Raw genomic sequence first — 23,030 nt, 5'->3', positions numbered from 1 at the left:
TGAAATGACAGGGCGAAAGGAGCATGATAGGAATGAATGAAGAATTCAAAATATATAAAGGGAAAGATATTGATGTTATTTTTCACTCTGGAAGATGCCTCCATTCGGCAAATTGTGTGAGAGGGTTACCAGGAGTGTTCAACGTTAATAAGAAACCATGGATTCATGCAGATGAAGAAACGGCAGACAAAATTGCAGATCTTATTGATAAATGCCCAAGTGGCGCTTTGCAATATATAAGAAAGGGTAACAATAATGATTGAAATTAATAAAGATACGAACAGTTTTTATGTAGAAGAGCAGGGTAAAAGAGAGGCAGAATTACATTATGTTCCAACTGGGAATGAAATCATAATCGTAGATCACACATTTGTTTCCGATCGTCTGCGAGGTCAAGGAGTAGGACAAGAATTAGTTAGGCGAGTAGTCGAATTTGCTCGGAAGGAAGGGATAAAGATTATGCCATTATGTCCTTTCGCCAAAAGTCAATTTGACCAACATAAAGATTATGATGACGTATTATTAAAATAGCTGAAAAGGGGAGTTCTAATATGATTCAAGTATTCCCGGCTGATTCTCGGTTTAACGTAGATCATGGATGGCTGCGGAGCCGATTAAGCTTCTCGTTTGGCAATTACTATGACCCAAATAACACTGGTTTTGGAGTTTTGCGAGTATGCAATGACGATGACGTAGATCCCGACAAAGGATTTGGTGCCCACCCGCACAGCGATATGGAAATCTTGACAATCGTACTTTCAGGATCCGTCCGTCATGAAGACAATTTAGGGAACATGGAGGTAACAACAACTGGGGAAGTACAGCGAATGAGCGCGGGGTCCGGAGTCGTCCATGCTGAATACAACGCTTCGCAGACTGAGCCGATGAGAATTCTTCAATTGTGGTTCATGCCAAATGAACGGGGATTAGATCCTTCGTATGAAACCCGCCGATACCATTCAGAGAAATTAAAGAATGCCTTGCTCCCCATCGTTGATCCGCAGGGTTCGGAGCAGACGGTTAAAATCCATCAAGACCTAACTCTCTATTTAAGCAGGTTGGATAAAGATAAAGATATTACCTTTCAGCAGGGAGAGGGACGCCGGATATTTCTTTTCGTCATTGAGGGACGAATCACAGTGAACAATACTCGGTTAGGTGAAGGGGATACGGCTCGAATCGAATCTTTGTCTCAGTTGAGCATCATGGCGGTGGAAGATGCATTTCTAATGCTGATTGACCTTCCATAAGACGAATAGGAGGGCTTATATGAAAGAGGTACTTGTGGTTAGGCATTCGGTTGGAGGTAGGACATTTATTCATACCGAACAACAACCTATGGAATATTCTGTGATGCGTATGGGTCAGGGTTGGAGAATTACTTTAATCATTACACAGGACGTGGATATCCATGAGATTCTACGTTGGAAACAAGAATTGAATGTGTTTCTTTTTCGGGAATATGGTGATCAACCAGCGATGAAAATTTGGTTTTATGTTAAAGAAGGTCTTGTGATATACGACGAACCGCTCAAGCAGCTTACTATCTTCGCCGAATCTCGGATCGAGTATATTCCGGATGAATTTGGCATTTAAATCATGGATGGCTAAGAAAATTTTATTCAACAATCTATGGAGGTTAACTATGGGAAAAATAGGAATATTCGGATTTGGGCGTATTGGAAGGCAATTATTAAGAGTCGCTTTGCAGGATCAACTTTTCGTTCCGGTTTCTATTTCAGATATTAAAGATGAAGCGACACTTGCCGCTCTTTTCGAAGTGGACACCAACTATAAACGCTGGAAAGAAGATGTCTCGGGACGAGAAGGTCTTATGGTTATTGGCGGACGTGAAATTCAGTTTATCAATTCGTCTAAAGAAGTTCCAGATTGGAAGGCCTTGGATGTGGATCTGGTAATCGACTGTACAGGCCGTGCCGTTACCCGTGCTATTGCTCAAGTCCATTTGGATCGTGGTGCAAATAGAGTACTAGTTAGTGGACCCAGTAAGAGCCTTGAGGATTGTGATGCTGTATTGCTTAAAGGGATAAATCTGGATAGTTTCGATCCGGAAAAGCACAAGATCATTAGTATGGCGAGTTGTACGACCAATGCATTGGCTCCAGTCATCAAAATCGTAAGAGAAAACTTCGGGATCAAGTATGGTCTATTCTCGACTGTCCATTCCTATACAAACACGCAATCTCTAACGGATCAGCCTATGAAGGATCGACGGGATTCATGGGCCGCTGCAGAAAATATCATTCCTTCTTCATCCGGAGCTGCAAGAGCCCTTAAATTCATATGGAACGATTTACAGATTACGGGTAAGGCATACCGAATTCCAACTCGTACCGGAAGTATTGCTGAATTAAACCTTGTTACGGAAAAGCCATGTACGATTCAACAGGTTAATGATATTTTCCGCAGTGCCGCTACAGATGGTCAGTTGAAGGGAGTCCTTGATGTTTTAGAAGGCGAATGGGCATCTTCTCGTATCGTAGGTGATTCCCATTCCTCCATCATTGACCTTCCATTGACTCAAGTACAGGGGGAACTCCTATCCGTCGCGACATGGTACGATAACGAATGGGGTTACGCTTCACGGTTAGCTGAAGTTGCGGCTTATCTAGTAAATAAGTGAAATTGCTAATAAATTGAAAATATAATTTTTTTTACACGTGGGGCTATCGAACATTAATGATAGTCCTTTCTCTCATTGTTTTAGTGAACAGCATGAAGTCAAATAAAGGGAGTTTTGAAGTTATGGTTGAGAAAAAGGTAACCTGGTTGGAGCTTTTTTACGATCTACTCTTTGTAGCAGCAGTATCAAAAGCGAACCACGTCTTGCTGCATACCGATCATGGAACCATTTCCATTGAATACTTAACCAAATTTGTTTTAATTTTCATTCCAATCTGGTGGGCGTGGGTAGGACAAACTCTCTTTAATAATCGTTTTGGCCAAGATATCGTTACTCAAAGGATATTCATGTTTTTGCAACTATTCTTTGTTTTAATTATGACAGCAAGCCTATCCGTTAATTTTGATCACTTCTATATTCCCTTCTTTGTAGGCTATATTGGTTCGAGAGCACTGACAGCTATTCAATACCTTACGGTACACAAAGCAATAGGCACACACCAGCAAATGACCGCTCGATATTTGGGGACTCGCTTTTGGATTGGAATAATGATATCTTCCTGCTCGCTTTTCTTTGACTCATGGATCCGTTATGCGATTCTGTATGCGGGAATTGCTGTAGATATTATGCTGCCGTTAATCGGCCGGCGGTACCTGGTAAAAACACCCACACATACCGAACACTTATTGGAACGCTTTGCATTGTTTACACTTATTCTTCTTGGTGAATCAGTAATCAGTATACTTGCTGTTTTGCAGTCAAGTGATTGGACTTTGCCATCCATTTTGTTTGCCTCATTTACATGTATATTAGTTATTGCTTTGTGGTGGCAATATTTTGATAATATTGAAAGGAAAGTGAGCAAAGAAATACAAACTGCCGGCCAAACGATAATTTATGGCCATCTATTCATTTATTTATCCATGAGTATGATAGCTGCTTCGATCCAATTGTTATTTAAGGAACAACTCAATTATCCATTCATGTTGGGTTTTATTTTTGGATCAGTTCTGCTTTATTTTTTTTCTACGTCACTGGTTTTCCACCGATATAGACACAAACACATACGCCTGAAGTACTATCATTTGGGGATATTATTGGGGATAGTTGGATGTTTTATTGCGTTGGATTTGGTTTTTCATGTACCTAATTATGCAATCATCGGAGAGATGATGGTGTTTTTTATCGTATACGCAAAATTAACGACTTGAGTTTTTTGGGGCGTTTCCAAAAGTATATTTAAATTGAGAAAGGATGGCAGACATGAGAAAAGTTGATGTCAAAGAAAAAGCAAGGGCTCGTGAGCTGCGTATCTTGAATCAATGGAACCACAACGATACGTTTCGCAAATCAATTGATAACCGGGGAGCTTACCCAAACTTCGTATTTTATGAAGGGCCTCCCACCGCAAATGGTAAGCCTCATATCGGCCATGTACTCGGACGCGTCATTAAAGATTTCATCGGTCGCTATAAAACAATGTCAGGCTACCGTGTTATCCGCAAAGCCGGATGGGACACACATGGCCTTCCGGTCGAGCTTGGTGTGGAAAAACAGTTGGGTATTTCGGGAAAAAAAGAGATCGAGAAATACGGAATAGCCGAATTCGTTGAAAAATGTAAAAGTAGTGTGTTCGAATATGAGAAGCAATGGCGCGAACTTACAGAAGCAATCGCTTATTGGACTGACATGGATGCTCCTTACGTTACGCTGACCAATGATTATATCGAGAGCGTTTGGCACATTTTGTCTGAAATTCATAAAAAAGAGATGTTGTATAAAAGTCACCGCGTCAGCCCATATTGCCCTGACTGCCAAACGACTCTCAGTTCTCATGAAGTGGCGCAAGGCTATGAAGACGTAAAAGATTTGAGTGCAACCGTGAAATTTAGAAGCAAGAAAGGTGAAGAAATCTTCCTTTCATGGACGACTACACCTTGGACGCTGCCGGCCAACGTGGCGCTGGCGATAAACAGGGACATTGATTACGTTAAAGTAAGACAAAACGGCGAAGTATATGTGGTTGCAAAAAAACTTGCAGAAAAGGTTTTCAAAGAGGACTTTGAGATCTTATCTACTCACAAAGGTTCGGAATTCATAGGAACTGCTTATGAGCCCCCTTTCGCCTATATCACCGTGAACAAAGGGCATATTATTGTAGATGCCAACTATGTCAGCGATATGAATGGTACCGGCATCGTTCATACGGCACCGGCGTATGGGGAAGACGACTACCGTACGAGCCGCCAGCACGAATTGGATTTCGTGAACGTAGTGAACTTGGCCGGACGATATACCGATCAAGTCTCCGATTTCGCCGGACGATTTGTCAAAGATTGTGACGTCGATATCGTGAAAAACTTGTCCGAACGCAACCTGCTGTTCTCGAAGGAACGATATGAACACAGCTACCCATTCTGCTGGCGGTGTAAATCGCCTCTGCTCTACTATGCGATGGAAAGCTGGTTCATCAAAACGACCGCAGTCAAAGATCAGTTGATCGAGAATAACAAAACAATCGATTGGTACCCTTCCCATATACGTGAAGGACGTTTCGGCAAATTCCTAGAAGACCTTGTGGATTGGAATATTAGTCGGAATCGATACTGGGGTACTCCGCTGAACATCTGGATTTGCCCGGATTGCACATCCGAGTATGCGCCTGGAAGTCATAAAGATATGCGTGAAAAATCTGTGGAAGCAATCAGTGAGCACTTGGAGCTGCATAAACCTTATGTGGACAATGTTAAATTACACTGCTCTTGTGGAGGCACCATGGTAAGAACGCCTGAAGTGATCGACGTGTGGTTCGACAGCGGTTCAATGCCGTTTGCCCAGTACCATCATCCGTTCGGTGATGAAAAGCTATTCAATGATCAGTATCCTGCTGATATGATCTGTGAAGGCATCGACCAAACGAGAGGCTGGTTCTTCAGCCTGATGGCGGTATCCACATTGTATACCGGAAAATCTCCATACAAAGCGGTAATTTCAACCGGACACGTGTTGGATGAAAATGGTCTAAAGATGTCCAAAAGCAAAGGGAATGTCATTGACCCATGGGAAATTATCGATGAATACGGAGCGGACGCGTTTCGCTGGGCCCTGCTCTCTGACAGCGCACCGTGGAACAGCAAGAGGTTTTCGAAGCAGATTGTAGCCGAGGCAAAGTCTAAAGTGGTTGATACGATCAACAACACGCATGCTTTTTATTCATTGTACGCGACGATTGATCAATATAATCCCGAAGACTATCCACAGCAAACTTCTAAGAACGAATTAGACTGTTGGGTGTTATCGAGATTAAATACCACCTTGCAAAACGTAGTGAAGGGGCTTGAGGTTTATGACTTTTTGAACCCGGCAAAGCATATAGAAACGTTCGTCGACGAGCTTAGCAATTGGTATATTCGTCGCTCACGTGACCGTTTCTGGGGCAGCCAAATGACAGAAGACAAGGTATTTGCGTACCAAACACTGCGCCAAGTTCTGTTAACACTTGCTCAGATGATTGCACCGTATATCCCTCTCATTGCCGAAGATATTTTCAGCAACCTTGGCGGCGAAGGCAGCGTCCATCTAACTGATTATCCGTTGGTAATGGGACATGTTATTGATGGGGAGCTGGAAAAAGACATGGAAACCGTACGACAAATTGTCGAGTTGGCACGCAGCGTCCGGAATGAAATGGGGATCAAGACTCGCCAGCCTTTATCTGAACTGATCGTCTCGATAGACCGTGAATTTAATCTGAACCCATTCGAGGATATCATAAAAGATGAAATCAACGTTAAAGCGATCCGAGTGGAACAAAGCGATAGCAGCTTCGTCAACTACAATTTAAGACTGAACTTGAAAGTTGCCGGCAAAAAATACGGGAAATTCGTCGGCCCCGTTCAAAACTATTTAAAACAGCTATCTGCATCTGAGGCCAAACAAACGGTGGAAAGAGGCTTCTTAGAAGTCACACTCGCAGGTGAATCAATTCTTATCTCATTGGATGAGCTGCTGGTGGAAAAACAAGGGAAAGAGGGTTATGCTTCCGCGTCCGGTTACCAAATCAATGTTGCTTTGAATACGACGATAACAGAGGAATTAGAACAGGAAGGTATTGTACGTGAAGTCATACGCGCGATTCAGGATTACCGCAAGAGGCTGGATTTACCGATTGAAAAAAGAGTGATCCTTACTCTAGATGTCGATGCTCCGTTGAAAGAAGCGTTGGAGCAATTTGATCATGTATTGCAGGACAATGTATTACTCTCTGAGGTCAGATATGCTAAAGAAAACGAAATGGAGATAGTTCCGATTGGGGATAAAACCTTCCGGTTGCGAATTGAGTAACCGGCTTAGAGGCAATGGGCAAATAGTCGTTGCTTATACGTTCATAATGAATCGATGTGAGAGGAAATATAGTTTATAGCTATATATTTTATAGAAAAAATAGAATTGTTCGTGAAGATTATTTTCAGTATATTAAGTTGGTGAACTATGTTAAATCAAATGCTGAGTGAATGAATTAAATATTGGAGGCGAGATAGGATGAGTACAACCACCGTTACACTGCAAGAAGTATTGAATAAACAAATCGCAAACTTGAATGTGCTGTATACGAAGCTGCACAACTTCCATTGGTATGTGAAAGGACATCAGTTTTTTACGCTTCATCTCAAATTTGAAGAATTATATAACGAAGTAGCGCTTCATTTTGATGATTTAGCTGAGCGGGTACTGGCTATTAAAGGGAAGCCGATGGCGAGAATGGTAGACTATTTAAACCATTCCTCTGTGAAAGAAGCAGCCGGAACAGAAAATGCTGATCAAATGGTGAAAACCATCGCTCATGATTTTGAAATTATGATTGTAGAATTAAGGGAAGGAATGGCTTTAGCAGAATCACTCAAAGACGAAACAACCGCAGATATGTTGCTGGTGATTCACACATCCTTGGAAAAGCATGTTTGGATGTTGCATTCATTTCTTGAATAAAGGAATTTTATTGTTTTGTGTTTGTGCAATGCTAAATGAAGTTAAATCGGTATGCTGCAGCAACCTGATTTAGCTTCTTTTTTTTATGCTTAACCAAGCATTTACAATTTATCGGGCTTTCAGAGGGTATAACCAGAAATTATATATGATTGGTATACTATTCCAACAACGGGTTCATACTAAGCAAATTATTACATACGGAGTGATAATTCAATAATGAAACCAGAAGAGCCAATCAGTCCCGTTCATAAAAGCCTTGTTGTTAACGAAGCAGCGCTCAAAGCTGTGTTCCGTAATTGCTCCGACATCTTATTCCGCCCTTTGCATGTGAATGGAAATGTTCAAAATCTCCTCATATATTTGGATGGATTTACAAGTACTAGTCTTATGGAGCAAGCTATTATTCCCTCCTTAGCAGCTTTAAGAGCGGATCTTTACGGAAATAAAGGATCAGCTGTAGATGTTGCCCTGAATCAGGCTGAGTTATCGAGCTTTAAACAAATATTCTGTTTGAACGAGGCTTCGGAAGCTATCCTGGAGGGGAAGACGGTCATTCTTGTTAATGGCTGGGAACATGCGCTGCTGGCAGATATAAATGAATATAAGCAGCGGACTGTAGACGAGCCTTCGAATGAAACTACGATCCGCGGACCCAAGGAAGGCTTTACGGAAGTACTTCGGACGAATACCAGCATGATTCGCAGGAAAATTAAAAGTCCTAGTCTAAAATTCGAACCGTTTCGGATAGGCACTACGACAAATACACAGATCGTCTTAGCCTATGTTGAAGGTAATGTAAGTAACGAAGTGCTGCAAGAAGTTAAAAATCGAATAGGCCGCATCAAAACAGACCGCATATTTGATGCCAGTTATATCGAAGAGTATATCGAAGATTATCCCTTTTCTTTATTTCCGCAAATCCTAAATACAGAGCGTCCTGATACCGTTGCCGCAAGCTTGATGGAAGGAAAAGTGGCCATTCTAGTGGACGGTTCTCCTAATGCGCTTGTTGTTCCTATGACCTTCTGGTCCGGGTTTCAATCGGCGGAAGATCACTATGAACGCTTCCTGTATGTAACGGCCGTCCGGTTTATCCGCTTGATGCTTTTCGTAATATCCATGCTGCTGCCTTCCTTATATGTAGCGCTCACAACGTTTCACCCGCAGATGATTCCTCTTAATCTGATGATGAGTATAGCGGCCTCCAGAGAAGGGATTCCTTTCCCTACCGTAGTGGAAACGTTTCTTATGGAATTGATGTTTGAGGGATTACGCGAAGCAGGACTCCGCCTGCCCAAGGCCGTAGGATCGGCAGTTAGCATCGTCGGCGCTCTGGTCATCGGTGAGGCAGCCGTCCAAGCCGGATTTATATCAGCCCCGATTGTTATGATTGTGGCAGGTACCGGTATCGCTTCGTTCTCTTTCCCAAGATACAGCATGTCACTTCCGTTCAGGCTTATACGCTTTCCGCTTTTACTCGCAGGCGGAATTTTTGGAGTTTATGGTGTTGCCATGGGGGTTGTTATGATTTTGATACACCTGGTTACCTTAAAATCGTTTGGGGTCCCTTATTTAAAGCCAGTAGCGCCCTCTACAGGCAATATGGTCAAGGATACGCTTGTCCGGATGCACAAGAGGTTTGTAAAGAAGAATCCTGGTTAGACATGCCATCTACCAAGAACATGGAGATTCATACATATGCGAACAACCAAACGGATCGTACCGGCATTCCTCCTAATCGTAATTTTATCGGGCTGCTGGGATCGGAATGAGATTAACGATTATGCATTCTGGATAGGAAGCGGAACTGATCTGGCTAAAGACGGAGCTATTCAAGTCAGCGCCCAAATCGCAATTCCATCCCAATTTCTTAAAAAGAAAGGGGGGGAAGGGGCCAGTGGCAAAGGCAATATTGTCATATCGGCAACTGGGAAGAGTATAGTTGAAACCATCAACAAATTACAAGAGAAATTGCCGCGCAGGATCTTTATAGGGCACCGCAGAGCCATTTTCTTCGGGGAGAATCTTGCTCGTCGAGGGATTAAGGATATTGTGGATCAATACACCAGAAATTCCGATACGCGGTTAAGGACTGATATTTTTGTCGTACAGGACGGTGAGGGTAAAGACGCGTTGGAAATCAACAGCCCATTTAGCCAATTTTCAGCTATTGCGGCAGTTGACCAGGATAAGTTTTGCCGTATTGGGGATGTTGCTCTTCGGGACTTTTTCTTAGATGCTACCAGTCAAGGGATAAGACCGGTTATGCCGGTCATTAAGCTATCGCCGCAAAAGCAAAACCAGGAAAAAATATTTCTTATCGATTCCCTGGCCGTATTCAACAAAGACTTAAAAATGGCCGGATTTTTGGGGCGCATGGAAACAATGCAATCGTTATGGGTTAAAGGGATATTGAAAGATAAGTATTTAACGCAATCGCTTGAAAGTGGAAGGTATTCACTCTATGTGTCTAACTTGAAAAGTACAATCATCACTCACATTAACCAAGATAAAATTACTGTTGAAGTCCAATTATCCGGTAAGGGGAGGCTATTAGAGAGCCAATCGAGTGCTGACCTTTCCAAATCCGAAATTTTAAAGGATATCAACCGAAAATTGAATAAAAAAGAGAAAGAAAAAATCGAAAAAACGATAAAAATCGTGCAGGAAAAGTACGGACAAGACATCTTCGGTTTTGGGGAAGCGCTGCATAGAGAGCACCCGTATCAGTGGAAATCATTAAAGGACAACTGGGATCGGATTTTTCCAAACTTGCGGGTAACCGTTCATGTAGATATCCAAATTATGCGGGTCGGAAACTTAGGAAAACGATTGATTCAATAAAAGGAGAGCTGAAATGAAGATATCCAACTGGCAATTGTTTTGGCTGATGGCAACCGTAGAAATTAGTATGACGATTTGGTTGACCATTGCTCCAACCATTCAAAAAGCCAACCAGGATGCTTGGATTTCTCTTATTCTGGCCGGAATTGTCGGTATGGCGATCACTTATTCAGTCACAAAACTAAGCTCACTTTTCCCATCTCTAACGATTGTACAATTCAGTCAACATATTTTGGGTAAATGGGTTGGCAGAACAGTCTGTCTCCTTTACTTTGCCGGTTGGTATACGGTCGCGGCTGTAATTTTGCGGGTCATGTCGGAGTTTCTCCAACAAATGCTTTTTCACGATACTCCGTCTTGGGTCATTTCCATTATTATGATTACAGCTATGATCTACGTCAATTACAAAGGAGGTATTGAGGGTATAGCCAGGTTTAGTGAAATAGCAGGTCCGTTGATCGTCTTGGGAATTGTGTTTACCCTTCTATTGAACACGACCAATTTAAAGCTTAAGCTGCTTTTGCCCGTTTATGCAGATACCGGATTGCTACCGATACTAAAGGGTTCCTTACACAATGCCTCATTTCTCGGTGAATCCATCATGATCATGATGATTACACCTTTTTTATTGAAGCCGGAACGTTCATTAAAGTATGCATTGATGGCGATTCTGTTTCCGTCTCTTCTTGTTACTGTATCGACAATAATGGTTATTACCACATTCGGAACAAAGATGGGCGGACAGCTTTTTTACCCGTATTTTACGATGGTTCGGTTTATTTCATTTCTTGATTTTGTACAAAATATGGATGTTTGGATTATTTTTATATGGATTTTCAGTGTTTTTGTGAAATTATCCTTATATCTCTTTATTAATAGCTATGGAACGGCACAGCTCTTAAACATAAAGAACTCAAAGAGCTTGGTCCTATTTGTGGCAGCCTTTCTTTTCATCATATCGATTATCCCGTTAAATGCAGTTTCGGTCATGGAATATGCAGATCGTGTGTGGATTAAGTATGTATTTCCAATCAATATTATAGCGCTTCCTATTGTCATGTTGATTGTTGGGCATTTTCGCCGCGTTCGAACTCGTTGTGATTAACTTTTTTGCTATTGCCGATACAGTAGTTGTCTTAAGAAGTCAAATCGTTAATTTAATGCATCATTGGACAATTGAGAATCGAGGATGAACCGGATTTGGAAATCCGAGGGTCTGAACAAAATATCGACGATAGAAATACTATACTGAGTTCATATATGAGGATCGACGAACGATTAGACAATAGGAAAGCATCCGGTTCATCTGGTGACGCTCGCAGTAAATACTATACGATAGGCGAGGAAACGATTAAAGCATTAGATGATGTCTCGTTAGATATTGATCAAGGAGAGTTCGTAGCCATTATGGGGCCATTAGGTTCCGGCAAATCCACACTGATGAACATAATCCGGTGTTTGGATATTGTAGATAAAGGTGTTTATGACCTTGATGGTCAAGCAATAAACTTGCTTAAGGATTATCAACTTGCCTGAGATTCATAATCAGAAGATTGGATTTGTTTTTCAGAATTTTAACCTGCTGCCGAGATTAAGTGCCTACGAGAATGTGGAGTTGCCTTTGATTTATCGGGGAATGAGCAAAAAGGAAAGAGAGCCTCTCATTTTACATGCACTGGAAGCGGTGGACTTGCTGGATCGTAAGAAGCATTTTCCATCAGAGCTATCTGGTGGACAGCAGCAGCGTATTGCTATTGCGCGAACGTTGGCTTGATAGTTGAACATCAATTTAAATGAAGTGAGTAATAAACAATAAAAAGTTGTTTAGTGTTTATAAGACCGGAACTCCTTGAGAAATAAGGGTTCCGGTTATTTTGTTTTCAATAAATTATTTGATTTATAAGATATATCCATCTAACAACCGGATGTCTTTTTTTATTAGCAAAGATAGACTCTGCTCATTTAATAAAATTCGCACTTCTTTGGTAAGATTCATACTGGACAAAATAGGAATCCTGTCATATTGTTTTTGTGGATCATTGAGAAAGAAGGGTGTACCATGTGGAGCCGGATAAAGCCGAAGAAGATGTATTTAAACATATTTTTGTATTCCTGCATTGCCGTGAGCTTGCTCACCTTAGTGTTCACTATGTTCCTGAGTCAGCAGTTCGCTCGAAACGCAATTGATGAAATGGGCAAGTCTAATCAAGAGAAAATGAAACAAGTTGTTAAAACCTCGGAATTTACCTTGCAGAAATTACGTCAGTTTGCTTTGAAAGTCTATTCGGATGAAAGTATTGCACTCTGGATGAACATGGAGAAGAACGATTATTCCCCATTGTCATTGAATAAAGCCGCGACAAGTGTAAGGGAATTTATGAGCAGCGAACCTTTCATTCACGGTATTTATTTAATAAACTTCAATATTGACCAAATCTACACCTCAGAATCAAGTATCTACACGACGCAGGATTTTTATGACCAAAGCATGTTGAACTACATTAAGGGTCAAAAAACACCGTATCTGCAGTATGTTAATCATGAGGTGGAAGGAGAAACGTTTCTGGCCCTTGTCGTACCGGCAGCCGGGCCTAATCAGAACTATCAGGGATTTGTAGCGATTCTGTTCAGTAAACCATTGTTAAATGTGAACATGCTGCAGATATCGGAGAAAGATCAGAACAAAATTTATATTGAAGGCAAGAATAAGGAGTTCATTCTGGGTAATACGGAACCTGCGCTAACGAAAGAATTAATGGAAATGGATAAATCAGCAGCAGTACAGAACTGGAAATGGAAGTCCGGCAATGAGACCTGGTCCATTCAGACAGAACGGTTGCCTATCGAAGGATGGAATGTTTATCACTTGTCGCCGATCTCTTTATGGCAAGCAAAGGTAACCAAAATCCGGATCGAAATTATTGGTTCTTCGATCTTCCTGCTGTTAACCCTGCTGTTATACTTGTTTTGGCAATCGTATCGCAGCTTGAAGCCTCTTAGTGACTTGGCCCATCAAATAAAAAGCAAGCTAGGGAAAGAGCATCCTATCATGCAGACAATGAATGCCAATAATGAGATGGCGTGGATTCATTCCGGTTTCCATTCACTCGTTGATAAGATCGAACAATTGGATTTATCGATTAAGAGCAGCAAAGCTTTGGTGAAAGATGATTTCTTACGCCAATGGATTCTTAATTCGAAGTCTTCCAAACCGATTGAAGAGTTTATTAGAAACCAAACCCAAATTCTCAGCACGGGATGGTTCCGAATGGCTATCATTCGTCTAGAATCGTACGGACGCTTCGAAGAGCATTATGATTTCGCTTCGCGAAAATTATTGCGCTTTGCCATGGGAAACATTATGGCCGAAGTCCTAGCGAATCACGGGTATGCAGCGGAAACGGTCGATTTCGGCACCGATCACATCGTGGCGCTCATTTCCTCACCTGCTTTAGAGGACGACATGGCACAAGCAATCGGAGCGATTGAGGACGTACGGGTTCAGATACGGCAATGGCTTAAGCTAGAAGTGCATGCAGCTGTCAGCTCAGTACTCGATGTTGAGGAGAACCTGCCAATTATTTATACCCAGCTATACGAATTAACGTTAATGAGATTCATAAATGATGAGGACAGGGTGTTTACCTCCGAAGATCTGGAGCGGTATGAACGAGGCAAAGACAGTGATCTCGACGAAGCCTTGCTAAAGCAAGTTATTCACTCTGTCCAGCTCAAGAATGAAAAGGCGCTTGAAGGCTATTTTGATGAGCTTACCTTGCATATGCAGGAGCTAAGCTATGAGGAATGCAAGCTGCAGCTGACTCACATCATCTATTCGATCATGAAAAGCTTCAAGAACCATACAACGTTTCATGGGATGAAGAATATCCATTCCTTCCTTGAGCAATTTGCAACCCTTGGGGAAGTAAAATTGTGGATGTATCAGGAGATGCTGCAGATCATAGACTGGCACCGCAAGAAGAATGTCTCCAGCCGAAAGGAAGATGTTGCTGCGGAGATGATCGAATATGTGAGGAACCATCTTCACAATCCGATGCTCTCCGTGGATGACATCGCTGATCATGTGTCCATGTCGGTGAACTATGCCAGACAAATATTCAAGGACCATTTCCATTGCTCATTGTCTGATTTTATTACAAACCAACGGATAGAGCATGCCGTCAAGCTGCTTACAACGACCGATTGGACCGTAGCAGATATAACGGAACAGTCCGGATTTCAAACCAAGAGCACCTTCTTCTCTACATTCAAACGAGCAACCGGGATGACGCCGAACCAATACCGTATGCAAAAAACATAAGCAAAGCATAAAATTCGTACTTTGTTTGTTGAAAATTATGTACTCTCCTGATTTGTGACAATTCGTACTGATTGATAGATACCGGACTATACGGAGCATCTACAATCCGTTTATGATACAAACACGAAGCCGAGCAAGCGGGATGCACGAAGCCAGAATGCAAACCATCGATACGGAGCTATGCTCGGTTTGTCATTTAAATAGGAGGGGTTACAACGATGAAATTAAGAAGTAAAGGATCCATGTTATTGGCCGTGTCGCTTATACTAGCGGGAACATTGGCTGGTTGCGGTTCGAAACAGGAAGAGCCATCCGAAACTGGCAAACCGGCAGCCACCATGGCTGCAAAATTGAATCCGGTTACATTGAAAATCATGTTTCCTGGAGACCCGCCGGCCAACTGGAGTGAAGTCAAGGGGGAGATGGAGAACCGTCTGGCAGATCCACTCAATGTGAAGCTTAATGTGGTTTTTATTCCATGGGCAGATGTTCTTCAAAAACGTCAAGTCGCATTGTCCTCCGCGGAAGACTACGATCTGATCTGGGACAATAATCCGTATCAAAATATTGCCGCCGGACTCTACGAACCATTAGACTCATTCATTGACAAGTATGGACCTGAGATTAAGAGCAATCGCTCTGCGCAGCTGCTGGAAGCCAACAAAGTAAACGGCAAACTGTACGCGGTTCCGCTTGAAGTGAATTTCATTCGTCCGTGGACGTTTGTTATACGCAAGGACATCCGGGAGAAGCTGGGCATTGCTCCGATCAAGAGCTATGATGATCTGGTCAAATTTATGTATGCCGTGAAAGAAAAGGCTCCTGAGATTACCCCGTACATCCCTAACGGTTCTGAACATGTTGGATTGAGGATGGCAGGTATGCTTGATCCGAAAGCTAATCTTACCGCAGTATTGAATTATCCGAGTCTGTATACCAAAGGCAATGATGGAAAGGTCTATAATATCTTTGATAACATGGACCCTATGATCATGAAAAATTTCGAACAAAATTACAAGCTCTATCAGGATGGGATTCTTGCCAAAGATGCCCTTCTGCTCAAAAATGCGGAATTCGCTAAAGGAAAAGCGGCTGTAACAACCTTCTTTGATTTCGGTGTAGGTCTTAGCACCCGAACTTCTCTAGAAAAGTCAGTTCCGGGAGCAACTGCGGAAGCATTCAGTTTGTTTGATCCCAGCATGAAACTGGCCTCAACGTTCAAAGCAGGAAACTTTATTGCCGTCCCTGTTATCAGTAAAAACAAAGAACGCGCCATTCAATTCATCAATTGGCTGAACCAGAAGGATAATTACGACTTGCTTGCCTACGGAATAAAAGGTAAAAATTGGGAAGATGCGGGCGAAGGCCTTTATAAACCCATCAAAGCAAGCCCTTATGCCGGCATTCCTTTCGCTTGGGGTTGGAACCCCAAGTTGGATCGTATCGATGCCAGCTTGCCTGAAGACGTTATCAAGCTGAACAAGTGGCAGCGGGATCCTAATAATTTTACAACGGATATTCTCGCGGGATTCACCTTCGATCCAAGCCCAGTATCCAACGAAGTCGCACAATTGAGCAATGCGGGCAAAGAACTTTATGAACCGATTGTATTGGGTCTGGTTGAACCAAAAGAGGGTTTAGCGAAGTTTAAGGATAAGGCATATGCCAATGTCAAGAAAATCCAAGGGGAGTATCAAAAGCAGCTGGATGCATATCTGGCCAGCAAAAAGAAGTAAGCGGCCCAATAAGCCGGAGACCTTGAATTGAAGTGCACCCTTTAGAATAGACATTGGAAAAACCCTAGGGTTAAACCGATGAAATTCTAGGGGGTGTTTTTTTATGGCTTTGAAAGGGCAAAAGTTTAAGCATTATCCTGAATCACTTAAGATGGAGGCAATTCGTCTTCACACGGTGGAGGGCTGGAGTCAGAGGTCCATTGCTATTCATTTGGGAGTTCAGGATAAAGATCGAATTAAGGTATGGGTGAGGAAGTATCGGGAAGTTGGAGACACCGCATTTAAGGATGGTCGGGGAGATCCAAAACGAACGGAGACCGAACAAGAGCGCGAACTCCGTAGGCTACAATTGGAGGTAGACGTGCTAAAAAAGTGGTTACAAATCTTGAATCAGGAGGTGCATACTGTAAGCACATCGTTGTCGACCAAATGAAGAACAGACAAAGCATAAAAGGATTATGCCAATACCTTGGCATCAGTCGTAGTGGATACTATAGCTATCTGAAAAGAAGCAACCATGATCCTGACGAAGATCTGAAACTGCAAATTACAGCCATATTCGAACGGCGTAACAAGACTGTCGGCTACCGACGCGTACAGGATGAGTTGTACCGCCAGCATGGCCTTGTGGTTAATCATAAGAAGGTATTGCGTTTAATGCAGGAGCTGGGCATTCAGGCTGTTATCCGCCGCAAATATGTTCACCGTACAAGTCAGCAAGCAGCCGTAGAGGATGGCCGAATCGCAGAGAATCTGTTACAACGGAATTTCAATGCAGACGCCCCCAATCTAAAATGGGTAACCGACGTAACCCAGTATCGGGTATTGGATGAAAGAATCTATCTGTCAGCCGTTAAGGATCTCTGGAATAACGAAATCATTGCCTACCATATAAGTAGGAACAACGACAATCCACTTGTTCTAGAGACCTTTAAGAAGGCATTCAAAAAACATAAAGACGTGACTGGATTGATCATTCACAGTGATCAAGGAAGCCAGTACACGTCTCATGCTTATCACGACATGCTGCCACAGGTTGGAGCCCAAATCAGCATGTCACGCCGAGGAAATTGTTATGACAACGCCTCGATAGAAAGCTTCTTCTCTCATCTTAAAGTCGAAGCACTCTATCCCTATGATATACGATCTATTGATGAGGCACAAAGGCGAATCGAGGAATTTATCCAATTTTACAATGAAGATCGTGCTCAACGAAAACTAAACAAGCTGACACCGGTTGAATACCGGCGCCAGCTTGTTGCATAGGGCTTTTTCCAATGTCCACTAAACGGGGTCTTGACCAAATCAAGGTCTCCGGCTTTTTTTTATTGGTAAACTCCGTACTTCCGTGAGTGATAGAATTCGAACCTCTATAGAGTGTTACAGTTCAAACTCATTGATAAAAGCAAGACTATACGCGCAGCTTCAGGAATGCGTAATATTCAAATAGATACGAAAGGAAAGGTGAGCATTATGATACTGGAACTCAGGAAGAACAAGTGGCTGTATGCTATGGCGCTTCCCGTGATTGTGTACGTATTTATTTTTTCTTATTTACCAATGTCCGCACATCTATTGGCCTTCAAGCAGTTTATACCTGCTAAGGGGATCTGGGGGAGCCGATGGGTGGGACTCGATAATCTTACGTTTTTTTTTACAGGTCCGGATTGGTTGGCGGTTACATTAAATACTGTATTTTTGAATCTTCTATTCATTACGGCAGGTACCATATGCTCTTTATTAATCGCCCTGCTTCTGAATGAAATTAGACAAGTGTTTTTCAAGAAGGTAGCCCAATCACTTGTGATTTTGCCGCATTTTATTTCCATTATCGTCATTAACCTGATGGTCATGAATTTCTTTAATGGGCAGGATGGCATGATTAATCGGGTGTTGAAGGATGCCGGTTTCCAGACGGTCGATTGGTTTCAGACGCCATCAGTCTGGCCTATGCTTTTGACATTCATATTCGTATGGAAGGGAGCCGGGTGGGGTTCGATTATTTATCTTGCGACGATAACCGGGTTCTCTGAAGAATATTATGAAAGCGCAAGAATCGATGGTGCCAAGAGATGGCAGCAGATCTGGCATATTACCCTGCCGCTGCTCCGGCCGACCATTATCGTACTGACACTTTTAGCGCTGGGACGTATCTTCTATGGTGATTTTGGTTTGATTTATGGAATTATAGGAGACAATTCTCTGCTCTTCAAGGCTACGGATGTCATCGATACTTACACGTACCGATCCTTGAGGGATGTCGGAAACATGAACAGCTACAGCAATGCGGCGGCAGTAGCATTATTCCAGTCGGTAATGGGTTTTATCACCATTCTTTTCTTCAATTGGGTTGTCCGCCGGGTTGATAATGACTCGAAGTTATTCTAGAGAGGAGCTTTGGTATGTTATTGAAACAACGAGATACATCCCAATGGACCGTGTCCGCCGTGGCATATGTATTCATAGGTTTGTTTGCCCTGATTTGCCTTATTCCCTTCTGGCTTGTGTATATCGGATCGTTCACAGCGGAGCATCTGATTGTCAAAGGCTTTCAAATATTCCCTAAGGAATTTACACTTGATTCCTATCGCTTCTTATTTGAGGGCAGTCAGGTGTACAGAAGCGGCTTTGTATCCATTTTTATTACTGTGGTCGGTACCGTCTGCGCCGTGCTCATGACTTCCATGTTCTCCTATGTTGCAGCTCATCTTAAGGTGAAATATCGGAATTTCCTTTCTTTTTACATTTATTTCACGTTGCTGTTTGCACCTGGTCTGGTAGGTTATTATTTGCTCATCTCCAACTGGCTGAACTTGCGGGACTCGTTATTAGCGTTAATCTTGCCGCACTTGTTCTCCGCATTCAACGCATTCTTGATGACCTCCTATTTTCGTACGCTTCCTTTCGAATTAAATGAAGCAGCGACCGTGGATGGAGCGCATGAGCTATATATCTTCTTCCGGATCATCTGGCCGATCTCTATGCCTGTTATTGCAACCATCACCTTGTTTTATGCGCTTTCCTACTGGAATGACTGGTTTAATGCGCTAATGTTTATTGATAATCCGTACAATCATCCGCTGCAGATGATGTTAAGAAGAATTATTTCCAATGCACAGAATTTAGATTATTTAAATGTGAATGTAAACATTCCTGTTTCAGCGTCAGGCGTTCAGCTATCGACGGTATGTATCACGATTGGGCCGATCATATTCTTGTACCCATTTCTGCAGCGCTATTTCATCAAGGGGATGACGATTGGCGCGGTCAAGGGCTGATTCTATGAGTTCACTTTCTAATTTGTGGAGGATAAATGATGTCTATTTACAGCAATAATGAGCATCTTATGGCAAGTCTTTCGGAGCGGGAAGCCTCATACAATCCAGCAGTAAAACTACAGTATGGACCAATTACAAAAACATACCATACAGCTCTTAAAAAGGATTCCTATCCTTATGTGCATGATACTTATTTGTCTGTCGTATATGCGTTGGATTTGTTGGATAGTGAGCTGCCTGATTATGTGGAACGGGCGGAAGATATATTATCGGTTATTTTGCAATTGCAGGACACGCGTCAGGACAGTCCTACTTATGGTTTATGGTCCTATTATTATGAGGAGCTCTTGGATCAGATGGACTCTCCGGATTGGAACTACGCCGATTTCATCGGCAAGAAGCTGGTCTTGGCGCTGAAGCACTACGGGAATCGTTTAAGCGAAGCGCTCAGACAAGGATTGACAGAGGCAATAGGACGCGCTTGTCAAGCGATCGTGAAACGGGATGTCGGCCCCGGCTATACAAATATAGCGGTCATGGGGGCTTTCGTTACACTTGTTGGCGGCGAGGTAATCGGACAAGAGAAGCTGGTGCAATACGGCCGGAATCGGCTGCAGCGGCTTTACGATTACACCATGCGGCTGGGAACTTTTGTCGAATTCAATAGCCCCTGCTATACGCCGATTACGATTGAGGAGCTCCACCATATTCATAAGGAGACCAAGGATCCTGATTCCATAAGGCTGACAGAGCGGCTGCAGCACATCGCTTGGAAAATGGCGGCTGAGCGTTACCACCCGCGTACGAAGGAATGGGCGGGTCCGCATAGCCGCTCCTATTCTCCAATGCTTAATAGGAGCAGCTTGGAGTACGAAATAATAAGACACGTATTGGAAAATGACCCTGCCCCTGACCCGCAATCGGTCCGTTGTCCGGAGGAGCTGCTGTCTTATTTCAGCTCGGAAGAAGAACGGCACTTACGCTGCCCTATATTCGACGAAGAGGAGACGGGGTACCAGAGCTATGCCACCACGTACATGCACGAAGCATACTGTCTAGGCTCTTTCACAAAGGACATGATGTGGAACCAACGAGAAAATCTGATTGCTTATGTTGATAACCACGGCAAGGCGGCCTATGTGCAGCTGCGCTTTTTGAAAGACGGCAAGGACTTTTCGTCGGCTGTCTTCACAGGGGTGCAGGATAAGAGTGATATCGTGTTCGGCATCAATATGGCGCTCGATTTCGGGGATTGGCATCCCGCATTGGATCCTGTTAACGGAGTGTTGGATGCGGAGGATATCAGGATCCGTATCGAAATCGGAGGTTATACCGAAGGGTTGGATTATTTATCCGGCAACAAGCATGATTACGATGCTGCAGTTGTCATCGGGAGTCAAACTGTGCGGGTCAAGCAGTTGTCCGCCTTTTCGGACATGGGAGCGCCCCTTATTGCGATCACCCGCTCAGAGCAAGAAGGCACCCTAGGCATCGATTACATTATCTATGAAGGACTGAGGAAAGAATTCGATTTCCATAAATGGAATCAAGCAGCATGGGTGTTTTTGTTTACATTGTCGGAACGAGTGGAAGAATTGCAAACCGGCAGCGAAGTTAACGATGGCTCACTATATGCCTGGTGCGAGAAGCAAGGGCGGAAGATGGGCATCACCATCCCAGTGAAGCCGGAACGAATTGGGCAGCTATTCCGGAATAATGAAGTCTCATTTATGGCAGAGGATGTGTAGATGTGACCCGTGGACGCCAAATATCTGATCTGATAATCTCAAAAACAGGAGGGACAACTTCATGATGCCGCATTTCCGATATTCCCCGCAGCCGGTGCTCGAACCGGTTCCCGGCTGTGAGTGGGCGAGCAAAATGGTGCTAAACCCGGCTATTGTAAAAGATCCTGCTTCCGATAAGCTGCATATGCTATTTCGGGCTACGGGTCCATGGTCTCAGAAACGCAAGGAAGGTAAGCACGACCCGTATCCGATCTTTCTGGGGTACGCGGTAAGCAGCGACATGGGCAAGACGTGGGATGCCGATTTTTCCAGGCCTGCACTTGCTCCTGCTCTGAATGAGGGTTTCGAAGACATCTACATTACGGACATACACGGTAACCGGGTGCGCGATTATTCCAACGGCTGCATCGAGGATCCGCGCATATTTCCAGTGGAAGGGGAGCTGTATCTATCCGTGGCATGCCGGATGTTTGCGCCGGGCCCGTATTGGCTCATTGATCAGGAGCCTTCGATTGATACTCGCAACGACTATGTGCCTGAGTGGGTGAATGAGGGCGATGATGCATTCACCGTTGCAGCTCGGACCAACAATACCGTAACCGTCCTGTATAAGCTGGATTTGGACATGCTGAAAGCAGGCCGCTATGAAGAAGCCTTTATCTATGTATGCCCATTGACGGAAGGCCATGTAAGCGACAACCGCGATGTTTTCCTTTTCCCCGACAAAATGCGGATTGATGGGAGACTGCAATATGTGATGCTTCACCGTCCGATGACGCCTGCATGTTTCCCGCAAGGATCCCAAATAAAGAAACCGTCGATCTACCTGGCTGCAGCGGAGAAATTAGAGGATTTTGCAACAGATCGGGTAACCCATCGGCTGCTGGCAACCAGCCAATTCCACTGGGAGGACAACCGGATCGGAGCAAGCTGGGCACCGCTCAAGATTTCAGCTAACGAGTGGCTCGTTTCTTATCATGGCAAGAAGGATATCCACTATGGTTACACCCAATCCTTCCTGATCGTACGCGAGCAGGATAACGACTTCCCGATTGTGGCGCATCGATGCTCTGACCGCGTAATGTACGCCCAGCAGGCTTGGGAGATGCCGAGCGATTATCCTACGCCGTGCTTGTTTACAACAGGCGGAATTATTGCAGGAGATGATCTGATTATGTCTTATGGCGCTGCAGATCAGAAGGTGGGCATTTCTTGGGTGAATTTCGCAGAGTTGGTGGAGTATGTGCAGCAATTTAACGCTAATGGACAGAAGATAGAGGAGTAATTTAGACGAGCCATATAATAAATCGGTGCAAGAAATCGAGAATTTTCGATGAATGGCCGGTTTAACCCATTGAATGTAAGCGCTTAAATTTTTAGGAAATATATGATAAATATGAGAGTAGGTGGTCTATATGTAGCGCGATTAGCTCTATGCTGTCGAAGTAAGTTTTTCTCGTTTCCTAGCGA

At 43.4% G+C, this 23,030-nt stretch carries 21 protein-coding genes; all 21 read left to right on the top strand.

What is annotated here, in order from left to right:
- Positions 1-32: 32 nt before the first annotated feature.
- Positions 33-263, top strand: coding sequence for a (4Fe-4S)-binding protein (locus QFZ77_RS30900; protein WP_047675116.1), 231 nt, complete (start codon positions 33-35; stop codon positions 261-263).
- Positions 256-531, top strand: a complete 276-nt coding sequence (locus QFZ77_RS30895) for a GNAT family N-acetyltransferase (RefSeq protein WP_157036601.1) — start codon at positions 256-258, stop codon at positions 529-531. The genes QFZ77_RS30900 and QFZ77_RS30895 overlap by 8 nt, the downstream gene beginning before the upstream one ends.
- Before the next feature lie 20 nt (positions 532-551).
- Positions 552-1,250, top strand: coding sequence for a pirin family protein (locus QFZ77_RS30890; protein ID WP_047675115.1), 699 nt, complete (start codon positions 552-554; stop codon positions 1,248-1,250).
- A 19-nt stretch (positions 1,251-1,269) separates the two neighbouring features.
- Positions 1,270-1,596: a hypothetical protein gene (locus QFZ77_RS30885; RefSeq protein ID WP_307445766.1), complete on the top strand. Its 327-nt coding sequence runs from the start codon at positions 1,270-1,272 to the stop codon at positions 1,594-1,596.
- Between the two features lie 49 nt (positions 1,597-1,645).
- The gene (locus QFZ77_RS30880; protein WP_307445764.1) at positions 1,646-2,644 is read left to right on the top strand and encodes a type I glyceraldehyde-3-phosphate dehydrogenase; all 999 of its coding nucleotides are present in this window, start codon (positions 1,646-1,648) and stop codon (positions 2,642-2,644) included.
- Positions 2,645-2,766: 122 nt separating this feature from the next.
- Positions 2,767-3,855 (top strand): low temperature requirement protein A, encoded by a 1,089-nt coding sequence (locus QFZ77_RS30875; protein ID WP_307445762.1) that lies wholly within the window; start codon positions 2,767-2,769, stop codon positions 3,853-3,855.
- A 52-nt stretch (positions 3,856-3,907) separates the two neighbouring features.
- Positions 3,908-6,988, top strand: coding sequence for an isoleucine--tRNA ligase (gene ileS, locus QFZ77_RS30870; protein WP_307445760.1), 3,081 nt, complete (start codon positions 3,908-3,910; stop codon positions 6,986-6,988).
- A gap of 198 nt (positions 6,989-7,186) precedes the next feature.
- The gene (locus QFZ77_RS30865; protein WP_307445758.1) at positions 7,187-7,633 is read left to right on the top strand and encodes a Dps family protein; all 447 of its coding nucleotides are present in this window, start codon (positions 7,187-7,189) and stop codon (positions 7,631-7,633) included.
- A 216-nt stretch (positions 7,634-7,849) separates the two neighbouring features.
- A complete protein-coding gene (locus tag QFZ77_RS30860) occupies positions 7,850-9,295 on the top strand; it encodes a spore germination protein (RefSeq protein ID WP_307445756.1) in 1,446 nt (481 codons plus the stop codon).
- Positions 9,296-9,331: 36 nt separating this feature from the next.
- The gene (locus tag QFZ77_RS30855) at positions 9,332-10,477 is read left to right on the top strand and encodes a Ger(x)C family spore germination protein (RefSeq protein ID WP_307445754.1); all 1,146 of its coding nucleotides are present in this window, start codon (positions 9,332-9,334) and stop codon (positions 10,475-10,477) included.
- 13 nt (positions 10,478-10,490) lie between these two features.
- Positions 10,491-11,582 carry a GerAB/ArcD/ProY family transporter gene (locus tag QFZ77_RS30850; protein WP_307445751.1) on the top strand — a complete coding sequence of 364 codons (1,092 nt, stop codon included), beginning with the start codon at positions 10,491-10,493 and terminating at the stop codon, positions 11,580-11,582.
- A 95-nt stretch (positions 11,583-11,677) separates the two neighbouring features.
- Positions 11,678-12,013, top strand: a complete 336-nt coding sequence (locus QFZ77_RS30845; RefSeq protein WP_307445749.1) for an ATP-binding cassette domain-containing protein — start codon at positions 11,678-11,680, stop codon at positions 12,011-12,013.
- Complete coding sequence (locus QFZ77_RS30840; RefSeq protein ID WP_307445747.1) at positions 12,006-12,251, top strand: ATP-binding cassette domain-containing protein; 246 nt, start codon at positions 12,006-12,008, stop codon at positions 12,249-12,251. Before QFZ77_RS30845 ends, QFZ77_RS30840 begins: the two co-directional genes overlap by 8 nt.
- Positions 12,252-12,536: 285 nt before the next feature.
- Positions 12,537-14,798, top strand: a complete 2,262-nt coding sequence (locus QFZ77_RS30835) for an AraC family transcriptional regulator (RefSeq protein ID WP_307445745.1) — start codon at positions 12,537-12,539, stop codon at positions 14,796-14,798.
- A gap of 218 nt (positions 14,799-15,016) precedes the next feature.
- A complete protein-coding gene (locus QFZ77_RS30830; RefSeq protein WP_307445744.1) occupies positions 15,017-16,534 on the top strand; it encodes a DUF3502 domain-containing protein in 1,518 nt (505 codons plus the stop codon).
- Positions 16,535-16,637: 103 nt separating this feature from the next.
- Positions 16,638-16,967, top strand: coding sequence for a helix-turn-helix domain-containing protein (locus QFZ77_RS30825; protein ID WP_307434631.1), 330 nt, complete (start codon positions 16,638-16,640; stop codon positions 16,965-16,967).
- The gene (locus tag QFZ77_RS30820; protein ID WP_307434634.1) at positions 16,964-17,800 is read left to right on the top strand and encodes an IS3 family transposase; all 837 of its coding nucleotides are present in this window, start codon (positions 16,964-16,966) and stop codon (positions 17,798-17,800) included. Before QFZ77_RS30825 ends, QFZ77_RS30820 begins: the two co-directional genes overlap by 4 nt.
- A 207-nt stretch (positions 17,801-18,007) precedes the next feature.
- Complete coding sequence (locus tag QFZ77_RS30815; RefSeq protein WP_307445743.1) at positions 18,008-18,922, top strand: ABC transporter permease; 915 nt, start codon at positions 18,008-18,010, stop codon at positions 18,920-18,922.
- A gap of 14 nt (positions 18,923-18,936) precedes the next feature.
- Positions 18,937-19,812, top strand: coding sequence for a carbohydrate ABC transporter permease (locus tag QFZ77_RS30810; protein WP_307445740.1), 876 nt, complete (start codon positions 18,937-18,939; stop codon positions 19,810-19,812).
- Positions 19,813-19,847: 35 nt separating this feature from the next.
- A complete protein-coding gene (locus QFZ77_RS30805) occupies positions 19,848-21,560 on the top strand; it encodes a hypothetical protein (RefSeq protein ID WP_307445738.1) in 1,713 nt (570 codons plus the stop codon).
- Positions 21,561-21,621: 61 nt separating this feature from the next.
- Positions 21,622-22,845 carry a glycoside hydrolase family 130 protein gene (locus tag QFZ77_RS30800; RefSeq protein ID WP_307445736.1) on the top strand — a complete coding sequence of 408 codons (1,224 nt, stop codon included), beginning with the start codon at positions 21,622-21,624 and terminating at the stop codon, positions 22,843-22,845.
- Positions 22,846-23,030 lie beyond the last annotated feature (185 nt).

The sequence above is a fragment of the Paenibacillus sp. V4I3 genome, assembly GCF_030817215.1.
GTDB lineage: Bacteria > Bacillota > Bacilli > Paenibacillales > NBRC-103111 > Paenibacillus_E.
This window is presented reverse-complemented; position numbering and strand designations above follow the sequence as displayed.